Genomic DNA, 16,913 nt, shown 5'->3' on the forward strand with positions numbered 1-16,913 from the left:
CCCGCCGGCCGGCCGACGTCGCGGCGCCTCACCGCGTTGGCGGCCAAGAGGACCAGCCGGCATGTGATCTGACTCTTCGTCAGTTGCTGACGATCGCGTCAACGCACGCTGTCGCACAGCTCCGACACCAGCCCGGCGACCGTCTCCGGCTCGCGCAGCGTCGGCAGCTGCTCGACGCGCGGCCCACATATCAAGAACGGTCACGGAGCATGACCGGCGCGGGGCGATGACAATGGCCACGTCCTGCGGACAAGCCGAGCCGCGCCCCCCGGCGAGGCGTGCAGCACCCTGAACACGCTGACCTCGCCGCTCCGCCGGCAGCCCTAAATGATCACTGTCGCCACAGGCCGCGGGTGATCCGCTCCCAGGGGGAGCGGGTGGCGCCGAAGTGGGTCTCGTGTGTCCAGATGTGGGTGCACGACCGGCACTGCAGGTGGAGCAGGCTGCCGGTGTTGGAGAGCAGGTAGCGCCAGTGCTCGGAGCATGTACGCCCCTGCTCGCATGTGGCGCACCCGCGGCGGTCGTCGCAGTTCGGACAGGCCACCCAGGCGCGGCGCCCGATGTCGGCCTGCGGGTCAAGCGGCAGCATGACCGCCCCCTCTCCGCGGGAGCACACCGGCCGAGACCAGCTCGTCGTACAGTCGCTGCTGCTCCGCGCTGAGGCCGGAGTACAGCAGCTCATACGCCTCTTCCTCGCCGCGAAGTGCCGCGACGGGGTCCCAGTCGGGGCCGAGAGCGGCCAGGACATGAGTCCGCCGGAGCATTTCGTGTGAGCCCAGGTCGACGGCGAAGTCGACCGGCGCGGCGGTGCCAGGTCGGTCCGCCGCGGGCCTGCTCGCTGCGGCGGGTTCGTCCGGTTCGCCGGGAAGGGTGGGGCCATGGGAGGACATGCGACCGAACGTAGGTAAGCCATCCTCGCTCCGGCAAGAGCAGGTGGGAGAAGTCACAGCAGGTCGGCGACCGCGGCGGCACCCGAAGGTGGACCCAGGACGAGTGTCACCCAGGCGCTCGTCGTTGTGGTTGCGTGCACGCGACGCCTGGGCGGTCATCAGGGCGCTGGTGCGTCTCGTAGGACTGACACAGGGCCCCTTGTGTCGGTCAGCCGCACCTGCCGCTCGGCCGCTTCCGCGTCACCAGGTCTGATGCCGGTGGTCGCGTCGCGCCACACCACCTGGGTGCCGGGTGCCGCGGCGGCCGAGAGCTGCCCTGCTTCGGCGCTTATCCGGATCGCGTGCTGCTGGACGCCCCTTTCGCCCGCCACGGAAGCCGCCCCCCAGCGACCTGGCCCGCTGCGCTCTCCGACTCGCAGCGCGGATGCGCTGCACACGGTTGCAGGTCAGTGCCGGATTCCCACCTGCGTGCACCGCTTCTCACTGCCATGGTCTGCAGCGTGGAGCCTCTGAGACGAGGAGTTCGTCAGGTGTGCCGATGTAGGCACCCCCCCTGTCCGGGTGCCGGAGCGGGGTACATCGGTACCCCGCTCCGGCACCCGCCTTAAGTCAGGAAGCCTCGGTCCGAAGCTCAGCCCTGACCTCGTGAGCCGCCGCTACCAGGTGCTCGAGGGACGCCTTGGTCTCCGCCCAGCCGCGGGTCTTCAGGCCGCAGTCCGGGTTGACCCACAGACGTTCGGCCGGAATCGCTTCGAGTCCCTTGCGGAGCAGGGCTGCTGCTTCGTCAGTGCTGGGCACACGCGGCGAGTGGATGTCGTAGACGCCGGGGCCGGCCTCGCGCGGGTAGCCGTGAGCTGCCAGTTCGCGTGCGACCTGCATGTGGGAGCGGGCTGCCTCCAAGCTGATGACGTCGGCGTCGAGGTCGTCGATGGCCTGGACGATGTCGCCGAACTCGGCGTAGCACATATGGGTGTGGATCTGGGTGTCCGGGCGCACGCCACTTGTGGCGAGGCGGAACGCCTCCGTCGCCCAGGCCAGGTACACGCCGTGGTCGGCGGCCCGAAGCGGGAGGGTTTCGCGCAGCGCGGGCTCGTCGACCTGGATCACCGAACTGCCCGCTGCCTCCAGGTCGTTGACCTCGTCGCGCAGGGCGAGGGCGACCTGGCGTGCGGTGTCGCCGAGCGGCTGATCATCGCGGACGAAGGACCACGCGAGCATGGTGACCGGGCCGGTGAGCATGCCCTTGACGGGGCGGTCGGTGAGCGATTGGGCGTACGACGTCCAGCGGATCGACATCGGTTCGGGGCGTGAGATGTCGCCGGCCAGGATCGGCGGGCGGACGTAGCGGGTGCCGTACGACTGGACCCAGCCGTGCTCAGTGGCGAGATACCCCGTCAGCTGCTCGGCGAAATACTGCACCATGTCGTTGCGTTCGGGCTCGCCGTGCACCAGGACGTCGATACCGGTCTTCTCCTGGAAGGAGATGACCTCGCGGATCTCCGCCTCGATGCGCCCCTCGTAGCCGGCGGTGTCGATCCTTCCCGCACGCAGATCGGACCGGGCGGTGCGCAGTTCGGTCGTCTGGGGGAAGGAGCCGATGGTCGTCGTGGGCAGCAGCGGCAGGCCGAGGTGGGCACGCTGGGCGGCGGCCCGCTCGGCGTACGGCTGGGAGCGGCGGCCGTCCGCGTCAGTGACCGCGGCTGCCCGGGCGCGCACCGCCGGGTCACGTGTGATCGCGGAGCCCGCCCTGGAGGTGAGATCGGCGCGGTTGGCGGCGAGTTCGGCCGCGATGGTGTCGGTGCCCTGGGCGAGACCGCGGGCGAGGGCGACGATCTCGGCGGTCTTCTGCCGGGCGAAGGCGAGCCAGCGGGCGATCTGCGGGTCGATGTCCCGCTCGGCGGAGCTGTCGAGCGGGACATGCAGCAGCGAGCAGGAGGCGGCAACGTCGACCTGGCCGGCCAGGCCGAGCAGGGTGCCCAGCGTGGACAGGGACTTCTCGAAGTCGTTGATCCAGATGTTGCGGCCGTTGACGACTCCGGCGACCAGGCGCTTGCCGGGCAGCCCGCCGACCGCGGCCAGGTCGTCCAGATTGGCCGCGGCGGCTTCGGTGAAGTCGAGCGCGAGACCGTCGACGGGGGCCTTGGCGAGGACGGGCAGGGCCTCGCCGAGCCGGTCGAAGTAGGAGGCGACGAGCAGCTTGGGCCGGTCGTCGAGACCACCGAGGTCGCGGTAGGCGCGGGCCGCGGCGTTCAGGTCCGCGCGGGTGCGGTCCTGCACAAGGGCGGGCTCGTCCAACTGCACCCACTCGGCGCCGGCGGCCCGCAGGTCGGACAGCACCTCGGCGTACACCGGCAGCAGTCGGTCCAGCAGAGTGATCGGCTCGAAGTCGGCGGCAACGCCGGGGGCAGGCTTGGCCAGCAGCAGATAGGTGACCGGTCCGACGAGCACCGGGCGGGCGGTGTGGCCGAGCGCAATTGCTTCCTTGAGCTCGGCGACCTGCTTGCTGGAGTCGGCGGTGAAGACGGTGTCGGGGCCGAGTTCGGGGACCAGGTAGTGGTAGTTGGTGTCGAACCACTTGGTCATCTCCAGCGGCGCGACGTCCTGGGTGCCGCGTGCCATCGCGAAGTAGCCGTCCAGGGAGTCTGCCTCGACGGCGGCACGGTGGCGGGCGGGGATCGCGCCGACCATGACGCTGGTGTCCAGGACGTGGTCGTAGTACGAGAAGTCGCCGGTCGGGACCTCGTGGATGCCGGCTTCGGTGAGCTGCTGCCAGTTGGCACGGCGCAGCTCGGCGGCGGTCTCCCGGAGGGCTGCAGCGGTGACGCGGCCCTTCCAGTAGCCCTCGATAGCCTTCTTCAGTTCACGGTTCTGGCCCTGACGGGGGTAGCCGTACACGGTGGCCCGTGCTGCCGCGGCTGTGGACAAGCTGGTCACGGAAGTCTCCTTCGCGAGTATGTCTCCTGTGGAACCCGGCGACGGGCAGAGAACGCGAAGGGGTGACGAACCGGACGGCACGGTCTCGCGCCGTGCGCGCGGCCGTCCGTCTGGTACGTACGCCGACCCGCCCTCGAGGTCACCGGGATCTCCGCACGCGATCGAGTCGCGTACGGGCAACGGGCAGGTCTTCGGACTCGCGGGCACGTCTGCCGGTCTCCCGGCGGACTCCTACTGGCCGTCGCTTCCCAGACCCGGCCGGGCCCAGTGCGTATGACGGCGGTCGTTCCCGCTCACCGCTGCGGGGCAGTCCCGGATTTTCACCGGGTTCCCTCTTACGACGCTCCTGCCTGGCTGACAGGACGAACCAGCTGCGACGGCCAGCCTAGAGGGCAGCCCTTGAGCACGAATACAGCTGTTCACATTCCGGACGGTGATCTGAGCCATGTGGCTCAGGCACGAGCAACACAGCAGGGCGCGGGGCAGCTCAGTCAAACCGCTCCGCGCCCCGCTCCACAGCAGCCGCGGGGCCCCTCAGCCCCGGCGGCGAACCCGGGCTCCTCAGCCCCGGTCGTAGGTGTGGAACCCCCGGCCCGACTTGCGGCCGAGCAGCCCCGCCTCGACCATCCGCTGGAGCAGCGGTGGCGGGGCGTAGAGAGGTTCCTTGAACTCGTCGTACAGCGACTCCGCGATGGCCGCAACAGTGTCCAGGCCGATCAGGTCCGCCAGCTTGAGCGGCCCCATGGGATGGGCGCAGCCGAGCTCCATCCCCGCGTCGACGTCGGCGGCGGTGGCGAAGCCGGACTCGGCCATGCGGACCGCCGAGAGGAGATACGGGATGAGAAGGGCGTTGACGACGAAGCCGGCCCGGTCCTGGGAGCGGACCACCGTCTTGCCCAGCGTGCCGGTCGCGAACTCCTCGACTGCCGTCACCGCCTCGGGCGCGGTGTGCAGAGATGCCACGACCTCCACCAGCGGCAGGACAGGCACCGGGTTGAAGAAGTGCAGTCCCAGGACGCGGTCGGCGCGGTGCGTGGCCATGCCCAGGCGCATGACGGGGATGGACGAGGTATTGGTGGCCAGAATCGCCTCCGGATCCTCGACGACCTTGTCCAGGGCCGCGAAAATCTCGGTCTTCGCGTCGGCGTTCTCGACGACGGCCTCGACGACGAGCTGCCGGTCGGCCAGGTCGTCGAGGCTGCCGGTGAACACGAGGCGTGCCAGAGCGTCTTCGGCGGAGATACGGTCCAGCTTGCCGCGCTGGACGGCACGTTCGAGGGACATAGCCACACGTTCCCGGGCCCCGCGGGCCGCTGTGGCATCCGCCTCGCAGACCACCGTGTCGAGCCCGGCGCGAGCGCAGACCTCGGCTATGCCGGCCCCCATCTGTCCGCCGCCGACCACGCCGACCCTTGTGAGGGATCCGTTCATGACTGCACTTCCGATCGTCGAACGAGGTGGCGGGCGTATGCGTCGGCGGTGAAGAATGCCGGCAAGTCCTTGGCCAGGGCGGTGCGTTCGAAGATCGCGCGGACTTCGTCCACTCGGGCCCAGGGGTACTCCGCCCCGAGAGCGGCGATCTCGTCGTCCAGCAGCGCGACCACCGTGTCGCGTTCGACGAGGCCGTGGCGTATCCATTGCCAGATCTGGCAGCGGGCGATCTCTGCCGTGGCCGCGTCCTCCATCAGCCCGTACAGCGCGACGGCGCCGCTGCCGCGCAGCCAGGCGTCGAAGTAGCGCAGGGCGACGACGACATTGGCGCGTACGCCCTCGGGGGAAGGCGGGCCGGCGGTGCGCCGGACGGCAACGAGGTCCGCAGCCGTCACCTCGACGTCGTCGCGGGTGCGCTCGATCTGGTGCGGCCGGTCGCCCAGGACGCTGTCGAAGACGTCACGACAGACGGGCACGAGTCCGGGGTGGGCGACCCAGGAGCCGTCGAAGCCGTCCTCCGCCTCGCGTTCCTTGTCGAGCCGGACCTTGGCGAGCGCCGCCTCGTTGGCCTGGGCGTCGCGGCTGGGGACGTGGGCTGCCATGCCGCCGATGGCGTGGGCGCCGCGCTTGTGGCAGGTGCGTACGAGCAGTTCGGTGTAGGCGCGCATGAATGGCGCGGTCATGGTGACCTTGGCCCGGTCCGGGAGGACGAAGTCGGGGCGGTGGCCAAGGTTCTTGATCAGGCTGAAGAGGTAGTCCCAGCGGCCCGCGTTGAGCCCGGCGCTGTGTTCGCGCAGCTCGTGGAGGATCTCTTCCATCTCGAACGCGGCGGTGATTGTCTCGATGAGGACGGTGGCGCGGACGGTGCCGCGGGGGATGTCGAGCAGGTCCTGCGCGAGGACGAAGACGTCGTTCCACAGGCGGGCTTCGTAGTGGTTCTCCAGCTTGGGCAGGTAGAAGTACGGGCCGTGGCCGGCCCCGATCTGCCGCTGCGCGCAGTGGAAGAAATACAGCCCGAAGTCGACGAGCGACGCGCCGACGGGGCGGCCGTCGACCACGAGGTGCTTCTCCGTGAGGTGCCAGCCCCGTGGGCGGACCATGATCGTCGCCAGGTCGTCGCCGAGCCGGTACTCCTTGCCCTCCGGTGTGGTGAAGTCGATCCGGCGCTCGATGGCGTCGAGCAGGTTCAGCTGACCGCCGATGATGTTGTCCCAGGTGGGCGAGGTGGCGTCCTCGAAGTCCGCCATCCACACCTTCGCGCCGGAGTTGAGGGCGTTGACGGTCATTCGCCGCTCGGGCGGGCCGGTGATCTCCACCCGGCGATCGGTCAGGCCCGGCGCGGGCGGGGCGACCCGCCAGTCGGGGGCGGTGCGGATGGCCGGGGTGGCGCGCGAGAAGTCGAGCGGCGTACCGGAGGCGATCCGCTCGGTGCGGCGGCGGCGCTCGGCGAGCAGTTCGAAACGCCGGCCCGCAAAGGCAGCGTCGAGGCGGCCGATGAACTCGAGCGCGGCGGGAGTGAGGATCTCGTCGTGACGGTCACCCGGTGCACCGAGGACCTGGACTGTGCTGGTCAGAGCAGTTGTTGACATGCAGGTCTCCTCAGCGGAGCGGTGAGGGCCGGATGGAAGGGCCGTGCGGCGCTCACCTGGACACGGGCTGACTGGACGGGGAGGGCCGAGCCGGGAGCTGAGGTCCGGCTCGGCCCTCCCTGTGATGCTTAGTGGAACTGCTCTTCCTCGGTGGAGCCGCTCAGCGCCGTCGTCGAGGAGGCGGGGTTGACGGCGGTGGAGACCAGGTCGAAGTAGCCGGTGCCGACCTCGCGCTGGTGCTTGACCGCGGTGAAGCCCTGCTGCTGCGCGGCGAACTCGCGCTCCTGCAGGTCGACATAGGCGGTCATGCCGTGCTCGGCGTAGCCGCGGGCCAGGTCGAACATTCCGTGGTTGAGCGAGTGGAAGCCGGCCAGGGTGATGAACTGGAAGCGGTAGCCCATCGCGCCCAGCTCCCGCTGGAACTTGGCGATCTGGTCGTCGTCCAGAGCCGCCTTCCAGTTGAAGGACGGCGAGCAGTTGTACGCCAGCATCTGGTCCGGGTGCTCGGCGTGGATGGCCTCGGCGAACTCTCGCGCCTGCGCCAGGTCCGGGGTGCCGGTCTCCACCCAGATGAGGTCCGCGTACGGGGCGTAGGCAAGACCGCGGGCGATGACGGGGGCCATGCCGTTCTGCACCCGGTAGAAGCCCTCGGCGGTGCGCTCCCCCGTCACGAACTGCGCGTCGCGCTCGTCGACATCGCTGGTCAGCAGATTGGCGGCGAGCGCGTCCGTGCGAGCCACGATCAGCGTCGGCACATCGGCGATGTCCGCAGCCAGCCGGGCGGCGTTGAGCGTGCGGATGTGCTGGGCCGTCGGCACGAGGACCTTGCCGCCGAGGTGGCCGCACTTCTTCTCGGAGGCCAGCTGGTCCTCATAGTGGATGCCGGCCGCACCGGCGGCGATCATCGCTTTGGTCAGCTCGAAGGCATTGAGCGGGCCGCCGAAGCCGGCCTCGGCGTCGGCGACGATCGGCGCAAGCCAGTCCGTGGTGTCCGCGCCGCCCTCGGCGGTCGCGATCTGGTCGGCGCGCAGCAGCGCGTTGTTGATCCGGCGCACCACCTGGGGCACCGAGTTGACCGGGTACAGGCTCTGGTCGGGGTAGGTGTGACCGGCCTGGTTGGCGTCGGCCGCGACCTGCCAGCCCGACAGATAGATGGCCTGCAGACCGGCCTTCACCTGCTGCACCGCCTGGCCGCCGGTCAGGGCGCCGAGCGCGTGGATGTAGTCCTGCTCGTGCAGCTGCCGCCAGAGCCGCTCGGCGCCGCGCCGGGCCAGGGTGTGCTCCTCACGGACGCTGCCGCTGAGCCGGACGACCTCCTCCGCGGTGTAGGTGCGCTCGATGCCCTTCCACCGCGGGTCTGTCGCCCATCGCTGTGCCAGCTGCTCGGCCGTCGCCGTCGTCGTCCCTGCCTGCGCCATGACCGTCTCCCGGGGTCGCGTGAAATCAGATCGTTCTTGTGAAGCATGTAAGGCATGTCACTGAGTGACGTTCCCTTAGTGCGGCCCGCCGCCCCTTCCGGTGTGTGAAGCGGTGAGCAATGCGTCCGGGCGAGCGAGCCGGGAGCCGAGATGTACGACGTCAGGGCGTGAAATCGTGCTCGGAGTTCCGACTTGGTCGCGGGTTCGGCGGGCCGCACTCAGACTCTGGCAGTGGCACTCAGTGCCATCAAGCGTGGCCGTCTGCTAACTTCTGCGAATCTTTACTGGCCGTTTTGCCAAGGTTGCAAAGATCCGCTGGGTGCCTCATGCACTTACGCTGTGGGCGGCGGAAGGGGCCGGGATGAGCAAGACGTACGCGGGAGCGCGGCTGCGGCGGCTGCGCGAGGAGCGGCGCATGAGCCAGGCAGAACTGGCCCGTGTCCTGGCAATCTCGCCCAGCTATCTCAACCAGATGGAGCACGACTCCCGGCCCCTCACCGTGCCGGTGCTGCTGAGGCTGACCGAGGCGTTCGGCGTCGACCCGGGGTTCTTCTCGGAACGTGACACCAGCAGACTCGTGGCCGACCTGCGAGAAGTGCTCGCGAACGAGGTCACCGCTGCCCGGGTGTCGCCGTCCGACCTCGCCGAACTGGCATCCCGGATGCCGGCCGTGGCCTCGGTCCTGCTCGATCTCGGTCGGCGCAGCCACGCCCTGGCCGAGCGGCTGGCCGAGGCGGCCGACGGCCGCGGCAATGAGGACCCGGCCCTGCCGCGCTCCCCGCACGAGGAGATTCGTGAGTTCTTCTACCGGCGGCAGAACTACCTCCATGACACCGACCTCGCAGCCGAAGAACTGGCCCGTGGTGTCGGCGTCCGCCCCGGCGAGGTGGTGCAAGCGCTCTCGGCACGTCTCGTCGAGCGGCACGGAGTGCGTTTGGCCACGGACTCCGACCGGCTGCACCACTTCGACCCCGCCGCCCGGGTGCTACATCTGTCCAACCGACTGCGCCCCGGCCAGCAGGCGTTCCGCATGGCCACCCAGCTCGCCCTGCTGGAGTTCGGAGACCAGCTGTCCGCGCTCGCATCGGAGGACTACGCGGAGGGCTCCGCCACCTGGTCGCTCGCCCGGATCGGTGTCGCGAACTACTTCGCCGCCGCACTGATCCTGCCGTACAGCGCCTTCCACAGTGCCGCTGAGGAGGTCCGTTACGACGTCGAACGGCTCACCGACCGCTTCGGCCTCGGCTACGAGACCGTCTGCCATCGCCTCAGTACCCTTCAGCGGCCACGCCTGCGCGGTGTGCCGTTCTCCTTCGTCCGGGTCGACCGGGCAGGCAACATGTCCAAGCGCCAGTCCGCCACCGGCTTCCACTTCTCCCGTGCCGGCGGCACCTGCCCTCTGTGGAATGTGTACGAGGCGTTCGCCGCACCCGGCCGGATCCACGTCCAGATCGCTGCCATGCCGGACGGACAGCGCTACCTGTGGACCGCCCGCGCCGTCACCCGCCACCGCGGCGGATGGGGCGAGCCCGGCAAGACGTTCGCCATCGGTCTCGGCTGCGAGGTCCGCCATGCCTCCCGGCTCGTCTACTCCGACGGACTCGACCTCGACAACACCTCCGCGGCCACCCCCATCGGCATGGGCTGCCGGATCTGCGAACGCCTCGACTGCCCGCAACGCGCCGTGCCACCTCTTGGCCGACCGCTCACCATCGACGAGAACAGCAGCACCTTCGTGCCGTATCCCGTCGCAGACGGGCCGGACCGATAAGCCTGGTAGTCCGCCCCGTCATTCCCCGGAAGCACACAGTCGTCGGGCTTCCAACGGCGTCACGGGCTCTCCCGCCCGGACGGAGTGCAGGACATGGGCCAGGACTTCCGCACCGCGGACCACCCTGGGCCCCGGCCGGTTGAAGTACGCCGGGCCATCGAGGACCCACACCTCGCCGTTGCGTACGGCGGGCAGCTCGTCCCAGCCCGGCAACGCGGTGAGCAGATCGCGTTCCCGCAGGGTGCGCTCGGGCGCGAAGCCGCAGGGCAGGACGAGGACGACGTCCGGTCGTGCGGCGCGTACAGCGTCCCACTCCATCGGCTTGGTGTGCTCGCCCGGCGACGCCAGCAGCGGCTCCCCTCCGGCGCAGGCAATCTGCTCGGGAACCCAGTGCCCGGCAGGCCAGAGCGGATCGAGCCATTCGATGGCCACCACACGGGGCCGCGGCAGTTGGGCGGTCAGCCGTTCCACCGCAGCCAGCCGCTCGCGCAGCTCCGATCGCCGCCGCTCGGCACGCTCGCGTACGCCCAGCAACTCCCCCACCCGGACCAGACAGTCGAGCACATCGTCCAGGGTCCCGGGCTCCAGACTCAGCACCCTGGGCCCGCCGTCCAGCACCCGCACCGCCCGGGACACCCCGCTGTACGACACCGCGCACACGTCACACAGGTCCTGAGTGAGGACCACCTCGGGGGCGAGGGCGGCAAGTGCTTCGGTGTCCAGGGTGTAGAGCGAGGATCCCGAATGCGCCGCTCCGCCTACCGCGTCGGAGATTTCGCGGCTGCTGAGCGCATCAGCGGAGAACTCCGCGGCAGTGACAACCGGTACGGACTCCACCGCCGCGGGCGGCCAGTCGCACTCGTGCGTCCGGCCCACCAGGTCATCGATGAGGCCCAGCTCGGCCACGATGTCGGTGGCGGCGGGAAGCAGCGAGACAATGCGCATTCTCCGACCCTAGGGCTTCTCCTTCGGATCAGCGTGCCGACCACAGGAAGAACGGCGAGTACTGGTACTCGTACGTGCACGACGACCGCGACCTGCTGTGCACCGTCGAAGTTCCCGGTTGGTGACGCCCGGCGCCCGCCGGTGACGCCGACTCACTCCCTGTCCACCTCCGCCAGCGCAGCCCGCAACTCCTCCTGCAGCTCCGGGTGTTCCGCCGCTCGCTCCACGGCCAGTGCCGCCCGGAACTCCCGTCGGGCCCGTGCCCGCGCTCCTGCCGCCGCATACGACTGACCCAGGCGGCGCCGGATCTCCATCTCGAGTCGCGTGCGGTGCGGCTCCGAACGCCGCGAGATGCCTGCGTGCAGCGCCAATGCCTGGCGATGGCGGCGTTCCGCCTCCGCGAGGTCCTCCGCGACCGACCCCAGCCGTGTCAACGTCAACGCCAGCAGCAGCGGGTCGCCGGCCTCCCGCAGTAATACCTCACCGCGCAGCAGCACCGACCGCGCCTCTGCCCGTTCGCCGATTGCCGCATGCCCGTCCGCAAGGGAGACCAGGCGCTGGCTGACCGGTATCGGGCGGCCGTTGCGCTCTGCCGCGGCGAGCGCCTCACGCGCGTCGGCGAACGATGTGTCCACCTCACCCTGCATGAACCGGCTCATCGACCGCAGCGCCAACGCCAGCGACACGCCCCACTGGTCGTCGGCCCGTTCCAGGACCGGCAGCACCTCGTCCATGGTGGCCGCCACCGTGTCGTACCGCCCCTGCAAGTAGTCCTGGATGGCCAGACCGGTCAGAGGCAGCGCCGCCAATGTCTCGTCGCCGCTCTCGCGGGCGGACTTCAGCGCCTGCCGGAACCAGTCGCCACCCTGCGCGTTCCGGCCCTGCTGGTAGTCCAGCAGCCCGAGCGACCCCGCCACCAGGGCCCGCAGCGCAGGGTCCCCGATGCGCTCTGTGGCTTGCAGCGCCGTCGTCAGCGCCGTGCGGCCCTCGTCGTAGCGATCGTGGTGGAGGAAGTAGTCCCGCAGCGCCACACCCAGCCGCGTCGCCAGGACGTCCTCGCCGTGCGCCGCCGCATACCCTGCCACGTCCGCCAGGTCCGCCCCCGCCTCGTCCAGCCACCGCGCCGCGTCCCGCGCGGAGTCGAACCACTGCGGATCCCCGTCCGGTGCCCGGCCGTCGTCACCGGTGAGCCGGCCCGCCTGCACGTACAGCTCCAGTACCTGCCGGCGGGCCTGCACCGTCTCCTCGGGCCGGGCGTCGGCCAGCTTCCGGGCGTGGACCCGCACGAGGTCGTGGAGGCGATACCGCCCCGGGCCCGGCTGCAGCACCAGGCTTGCGTCGTACAGCTCCTCCAGCACGATCTCCGCCTCGTCGACGCCCACACCGAGCATCACCGCCGGCGTCCACACGTCGAACTCAGGCGTCGGCGCATGTCCGAGCAGCCGGAACGCCCGCTGCCGCTCCTCACTCAACTGCTCGTAGGACATGCGGAAGGCGGCCTCCACGCTGCGGTCCCCGGCGCTCAGCTCGCCCAGCCGCCGCTCCTCCCGCGCCATCCGCGCCGCCAGGTGGGCCGGCGACCACGACGGCCGGTGCTGCAGCCGCGCGCCCGCGATCCGCAGGGCCAGCGGCAGGCCCCCGCACAGCCGCGCCAGGTCGGTGACCGCCTCGGGGTCGGCGTCGGTGCGCGCCTCGCCGATCAGCCGACGCAGCAGACCGATCGAGTCGGTGGTCGGCAGTGGCTCCAGAGTCACGCACCGGTCCGCGTCCAGTCCGGTCAGCCTGCGCCGTCCCGCCACCAGCACGCGGCTGCCCGGACCGGCAGGCAGCAGTGGCCGCACCTGCGCGGCGCTTCCCACGTCGTCGAGCACGAGCAGCAGCCGCAGCCCGCTGGTGGCGTCGCGCCATGCGGCGATCAGGTCGTCGCGATCCTGGGGAACGTCCGCGTCGGCCATGCCGAGCGTGCGCAGCAGCCGCTGGAGCAGCCGCTTCGTCAAGGGCCGGTCGCCCTCCGGTGAGTGGTGCGTGAGCAGATCGAGGAAGAGGACGGCGTCCGGGTGCTGGGGGCGAAGCGTCCACGCCGCGTGCACCAGCAGCGATGTCTTCCCGACCCCGGCAGGCCCGTCCACCGTCGCGACGGTGACAGCATCGTGGGGGGCGCTCGCGGTCAGTGCGGCGACCTCCGCGACACGGCCGATCAACTTACCCGCGTTTCCGGGGAGTTCGTTCACCGTGCGAAGCGGCCGGGCCCACGCAGACACCGGCGGCAGCGATGCCCGGGGACGCCGCGAGGCAGCCGCCGCGGGGGCCTTCGAGGCGGGCGCTGCGTCCGGGACGACAGAGCCGCCGGCGGTGGCCGAGTCGCCGAGGACGGCCGTGTCGTCGTGACGGAGCACTGCCGCGTGCAGGTCCCGCAGGGCCGCGGACGGTGCCGCCCCCAACTCCTCTCGCAGCCGCCGCCGCAGCCCCTCGTATGCGGCGAGCGCCTCGCCCTGCCGGCCCGTGCCGTACAGCGCACGGATCCTCAGCGCCAGCACCGGCTCGTCCAGCGGATGGGCGGCGTCCGGGGAGGCCAGGTCCGCGAGGACCTCGCTGCCGCGGCCGAGCTGCAGCAGACACTCCAGCCGGTGGTGCTGCAAGGACCGGCGCTCGATCAGCAGCCGCTGCCGTTCTCCGAGGGCATACGGGCCGGGCAGTCCCGCCAGCGGTTCCCCGCGGAACAGGCGCAGGCCCTGCTCAGCGGCGGCCAGCGCCCCCGAGGGGTCACCGGAATCCAGCAGCCGGCTTGTCCCCACGGAGAGTTCGGTGAGGCGTGCTGTGTCGAGGCGGACCGGTGCGGCGAAGCGGTAGCCGCCCGACCCACCGCGGATCACCGATCTGTCCTTCCCCGCATCCGGCACGTCCAGGGCCCGACGCAGCGCGTACACGTAGCTGGGCAGGACGCGCCGGCCCGTCCGCGGCGGCCGGTCGCCCCACACTCCGTCGATCAACTGCTCGTGGCTGACCAGCCGGCCGCCGCGCAGCGCCAGCGCCGCCAGCACCGCCTGCCGGCGGGCCGGGCCGATGGCCGCCTCCCGGCCGCCGCGCCGTGCCTGCACCGGGCCGAGTAACGCGATGTGCAGCTCCTCCGGCAGCGCCCCCATTGCCATCCGGCCCCCCTGGGTCATCACGGATCATCAGAATTTCATCGCTATTGCAGCGGCGTGCACCACCGTTGGCAAGTCAGAGCAGGAACCGCGGGCGTCGCGGTGCCGTACGGGGGACGGCACCGGCGCCGCGGCCTGCAACCCTGCGCCGCGCGCCCGACCCACGGAGGCGTCGTGACCCCTGAGGTTGCACTGCTCCTGGGCCGCTGCGGCCTCGTTCTGTACGGCCTGGACGACGGCGGCTGCCGCATCTGCGTTGCCGGCGGCCCGGTTGTCGGCCGGGTTGAAGGCAGCGCGGGCGCCTGGAGCGCCTGGGCGCGGCGGCACGACGGCCGTCAAGTCCTGGTCGCCACCGACCTGCCCAGCCGGAACGCGGCGGTGTGCGCGGTCGCCGATCACGCCGAGTGGGAGGACCTGGCACGGGTCCGGCCCGCCGAGACGACACGGAGGTATCACATGACGAGCATCAAGCGGCGCCACCTGTGGAGCCTGGCCCGAGAGGCCCGCAGGGCGCGGGAAGCGGGGATGACGACGCACACGGTGCAGCTCTTCCTCAATCGGCCGGTGTACGGAAAACGGGCCGTCAAGCGGGTGGACCGCGGAGTCGATGAAGTGATCCGGGCCATTGAGGGCACAGGCTGGGAGTGCTGCGGGGTCGAGCCGTGGCTCGGCACCGGTGTGCTGCTCAGCTTCGTACGGGCCGACTGATGGCGTCGCGCCGGGCCGGCTCCGGCTGTCCGGCGCCGACGAGGGCCGCAGGGTGCGGTGTAGCGGTCCGCGGCCCGGCGGGACTCGGCGACGCAGGCCCATGAGCCGAACTGTTCGGGCAGGTCCATCGAGGGCGAGCCGGTGCGGCGTCAGTCAGAGGGTCAGGCTTCCGAGCGGTACGACTACATCCTCACCGTCAGTCAGCGACACACCTAGACCAACGATCAGATGATCCGAGAGAAACGGCCTAACTTGCTCCCCTATCGTTGGGCCGCTCCGCACGCAGCGCCCGGGATTGGTCGCCGAAGAACTTCCTGTGGGCTGCACTTGGCCATGCGGCGCGGGTCAGACCGGGCCCGGACATCCGACCGGCTCCCCAGAGCGCGATCGTGATGAAGACGATCTGCTCTGGGATCCTGAACCACAAAGGCGTGGCCGGGTCGCCCTTGAACGGCACATCAGCGACAGCGGCGTACACGTTGGCCGGGAACATCAGCACGAAGAGCGCGGCAAGGGCCGTCCCGGCCGCAGAGCGGGTCGCGGCCAGGACGAGTCCCAGGGCGCCGAGGAGTTCCAGCGCTCCGGTCGCGTAGACCATCAGACCAGGGAACGGCACGAACGGCGGGACCATGGCCACCATGTCGGCGTGACTGGGCATCACCGTGACACTCTCAGGGGCGAAGTGCGCGGCGCTGGTGAACACAAGCATGACCGCCAGCCCGTGTGCGGCACTATCCCGCCAGGTGGCGAATCGGCCGACTCCCAGAGCGCCCAGCAGGCGAAAACCCAGACAGGGGCCCGCGAGAAGCATGAGGGTTCCGAACATGATCGTCCTTTCGGGGTGGTGAAGGCGTTCGCACGGATGGTGAAGTGGTGCGTCGTGCCGCTTTCCCAGCCGATCGCCCTGCCCGACGAATCCGGTTCAGGAACGGCGTACCTGGCAACGAGGCCGGGCTGCGGGGGCCCGTCGGCAGCGGCGCATCGCGCCGCGCGGCCGCGATTGCGCGCATGAACGGCGGTTCTATGCAGTCGCATGCGCCGTGCGAGCTGCCGTCGGGGTGCTGTCCGGCACGCGAGCCCGCGGCAGGCGCAGGAAGCCGAGCACGCTGAGCCGATGGTTGACAGTCACCACGACGACTTCGCCATGCGCCGCGAACTCGACGCCGTCGTACCAGCCGAGGCCGCCCGCCCACTGGAGGAGCCGCCGCCGTGCAGGAACACCATGACCGGATGGCCCGCTCCTGCGGGTGCTCACCCGTTCAGTGACAGGCGATCCTGCGCCTGGGGTATCTGGAAGCCGCCCATCACGCGTTCCGGCGGGGAGACGGGCTGCGGCGATCGGGCCCGGTACGGCCGCGTCCCGCACGTTGGGTCACGGTTCGGCGGGGCGTGGCTCCCAGAACCTTGTCGGCGTGTGCGCAGGAGATGCCGCGGAAAACGGTGACCTTGCCGACGGCGGTGTCGCGGACCGTGCCCGCGGCGTCTCGATGATCATCGGGTGGTGAAGAACAGGCCGGCGCCGTAGGCATCGCGCGGGGACACGAAGAACCCATCACCGGTCGTCCGGGTCGCGGTGCCGCCCCGCTCGACGGTCGCGCGGGCGGTATCGATGTCGTCGACCAGCACGGTCATGGCGGCCAAATACGACTCGGAGGGCGCGGGTTCGCCGGGCAACACCTCCCCGGCGTCCGAGGCCCGGACGATCTCCAGCTGCCCGTTTCCCATGTCCAAAGCGGTGCGGGGGCCATCCCGCTCGGGCCGCGCCTGAAGGACGCGCGCGCACCGGTCGGCGATCGCGTCGAACCCGTCCTCCGCGGCCACTATGAACACAGGTTGGCCGTACAGCCCGGCACCGGCGCCGAGCCCGGCCGCTCGCTCAAAAGGTGCCGCGAACGGGGGCTGAGCGTGAAGCCGAACCCCGTGAACCTCTGCTCCAGCCCGTCGAGATCGCGGGTCAGGATGCCCATGTGGTGGAAACCGCGGATGCTGCGTGTCATGCGCCCGAGTCTGCCCGGACGCCCGCATCCCGGCCCGCCAACGCCGCCACGGCGCCGGTCTGCGACACGCAAGTACCCTGACGA

General features: G+C 70.7%; 13 protein-coding genes and 1 riboswitch. Of the genes, 2 read left to right on the forward strand and 11 right to left on the reverse strand.

Annotated elements, in window-relative coordinates; translation table 11 throughout:
* Window positions 1-331: 331 nt before the first annotated feature.
* The 6 genes from ACFYXH_RS24835 to aceA form a co-directional block, all read right to left on the reverse strand.
* Window positions 332-589: a hypothetical protein gene (locus ACFYXH_RS24835; protein ID WP_389566881.1), complete on the reverse strand. Its 258-nt coding sequence runs from the start codon at window positions 587-589 to the stop codon at window positions 332-334.
* Window positions 576-890 (reverse strand): DUF6400 family protein, encoded by a 315-nt coding sequence (locus tag ACFYXH_RS24840; protein ID WP_389566883.1) that lies wholly within the window; start codon window positions 888-890, stop codon window positions 576-578. Before ACFYXH_RS24840 ends, ACFYXH_RS24835 begins: the two co-directional genes overlap by 14 nt.
* A 609-nt stretch (window positions 891-1,499) precedes the next feature.
* A complete protein-coding gene (metE, locus tag ACFYXH_RS24845; protein ID WP_389566886.1) occupies window positions 1,500-3,824 on the reverse strand; it encodes a 5-methyltetrahydropteroyltriglutamate--homocysteine S-methyltransferase in 2,325 nt (774 codons plus the stop codon).
* 164 nt (window positions 3,825-3,988) lie between these two features.
* Window positions 3,989-4,211, reverse strand: a riboswitch (cobalamin riboswitch).
* A 174-nt stretch (window positions 4,212-4,385) separates the two neighbouring features.
* Complete coding sequence (locus tag ACFYXH_RS24850) at window positions 4,386-5,255, reverse strand: 3-hydroxybutyryl-CoA dehydrogenase (RefSeq protein WP_389566889.1); 870 nt, start codon at window positions 5,253-5,255, stop codon at window positions 4,386-4,388.
* Window positions 5,252-6,844, reverse strand: coding sequence for a malate synthase A (gene aceB, locus ACFYXH_RS24855; RefSeq protein ID WP_389566891.1), 1,593 nt, complete (start codon window positions 6,842-6,844; stop codon window positions 5,252-5,254). The genes ACFYXH_RS24850 and aceB overlap by 4 nt, the downstream gene beginning before the upstream one ends.
* A gap of 128 nt (window positions 6,845-6,972) precedes the next feature.
* Window positions 6,973-8,262, reverse strand: a complete 1,290-nt coding sequence (gene aceA, locus ACFYXH_RS24860) for an isocitrate lyase (RefSeq protein ID WP_389566894.1) — start codon at window positions 8,260-8,262, stop codon at window positions 6,973-6,975.
* A gap of 361 nt (window positions 8,263-8,623) precedes the next feature.
* Here aceA and ACFYXH_RS24865 point away from each other — a divergent pair, with 361 nt between their 5' ends.
* On the forward strand, window positions 8,624-10,033 hold the full coding sequence (locus ACFYXH_RS24865; protein ID WP_389566897.1) for a short-chain fatty acyl-CoA regulator family protein: 1,410 nt from the start codon (window positions 8,624-8,626) through the stop codon (window positions 10,031-10,033).
* 18 nt (window positions 10,034-10,051) lie between these two features.
* Here the strand turns inward: ACFYXH_RS24865 and ACFYXH_RS24870 are convergent, their stop codons facing one another.
* Complete coding sequence (locus tag ACFYXH_RS24870) at window positions 10,052-10,978, reverse strand: cobalamin-binding protein (protein ID WP_389566900.1); 927 nt, start codon at window positions 10,976-10,978, stop codon at window positions 10,052-10,054.
* A 152-nt stretch (window positions 10,979-11,130) separates the two neighbouring features.
* Window positions 11,131-14,127 carry a BTAD domain-containing putative transcriptional regulator gene (locus ACFYXH_RS24875; protein WP_389566903.1) on the reverse strand — a complete coding sequence of 999 codons (2,997 nt, stop codon included), beginning with the start codon at window positions 14,125-14,127 and terminating at the stop codon, window positions 11,131-11,133.
* A 171-nt stretch (window positions 14,128-14,298) separates the two neighbouring features.
* On the opposite strand from ACFYXH_RS24875, the gene ACFYXH_RS24880 reads away from it, so the two are divergent.
* Complete coding sequence (locus tag ACFYXH_RS24880; protein WP_389566905.1) at window positions 14,299-14,832, forward strand: hypothetical protein; 534 nt, start codon at window positions 14,299-14,301, stop codon at window positions 14,830-14,832.
* 247 nt (window positions 14,833-15,079) lie between these two features.
* On the opposite strand, the gene ACFYXH_RS24885 is transcribed toward ACFYXH_RS24880, so the two are convergent.
* From ACFYXH_RS24885 to ACFYXH_RS24895, 3 genes are all read right to left on the reverse strand, one after another.
* Window positions 15,080-15,658: a hypothetical protein gene (locus ACFYXH_RS24885; RefSeq protein ID WP_389566908.1), complete on the reverse strand. Its 579-nt coding sequence runs from the start codon at window positions 15,656-15,658 to the stop codon at window positions 15,080-15,082.
* Between the two features lie 665 nt (window positions 15,659-16,323).
* A complete protein-coding gene (locus ACFYXH_RS24890; RefSeq protein ID WP_389566911.1) occupies window positions 16,324-16,653 on the reverse strand; it encodes a hypothetical protein in 330 nt (109 codons plus the stop codon).
* Complete coding sequence (locus ACFYXH_RS24895; RefSeq protein ID WP_389566914.1) at window positions 16,653-16,829, reverse strand: hypothetical protein; 177 nt, start codon at window positions 16,827-16,829, stop codon at window positions 16,653-16,655. Before ACFYXH_RS24895 ends, ACFYXH_RS24890 begins: the two co-directional genes overlap by 1 nt.
* Window positions 16,830-16,913 lie beyond the last annotated feature (84 nt).

Origin of the sequence: Streptomyces sp. NPDC002730, assembly GCF_042888805.1 — a bacterium.
Taxonomy (GTDB): Bacteria; Actinomycetota; Actinomycetes; order Streptomycetales; family Streptomycetaceae; genus Streptomyces.

Bases quoted from the DNA above. Each gene is read 5' to 3' on its own strand.
- ACFYXH_RS24835 (WP_389566881.1), bottom strand. From the start codon at position 589: ATGCTGCCGCTTGACCCGCAGGCCGACATCGGGCGCCGCGCCTGGGTG.
- ACFYXH_RS24840 (WP_389566883.1), bottom strand. From the start codon at position 890: ATGTCCTCCCATGGCCCCACCCTTCCCGGCGAACCGGACGAACCCGCC.
- ACFYXH_RS24850 (WP_389566889.1), bottom strand. From the start codon at position 5,255: ATGAACGGATCCCTCACAAGGGTCGGCGTGGTCGGCGGCGGACAGATG.
- aceB (WP_389566891.1), bottom strand. From the start codon at position 6,844: ATGTCAACAACTGCTCTGACCAGCACAGTCCAGGTCCTCGGTGCACCG.
- aceA (WP_389566894.1), bottom strand. From the start codon at position 8,262: ATGGCGCAGGCAGGGACGACGACGGCGACGGCCGAGCAGCTGGCACAG.
- ACFYXH_RS24865 (WP_389566897.1), top strand. From the start codon at position 8,624: ATGAGCAAGACGTACGCGGGAGCGCGGCTGCGGCGGCTGCGCGAGGAG.
- ACFYXH_RS24870 (WP_389566900.1), bottom strand. From the start codon at position 10,978: ATGCGCATTGTCTCGCTGCTTCCCGCCGCCACCGACATCGTGGCCGAG.
- ACFYXH_RS24875 (WP_389566903.1), bottom strand. From the start codon at position 14,127: ATGGCAATGGGGGCGCTGCCGGAGGAGCTGCACATCGCGTTACTCGGC.
- ACFYXH_RS24885 (WP_389566908.1), bottom strand. From the start codon at position 15,658: ATGTTCGGAACCCTCATGCTTCTCGCGGGCCCCTGTCTGGGTTTTCGC.
- ACFYXH_RS24895 (WP_389566914.1), bottom strand. From the start codon at position 16,829: ATGACACGCAGCATCCGCGGTTTCCACCACATGGGCATCCTGACCCGC.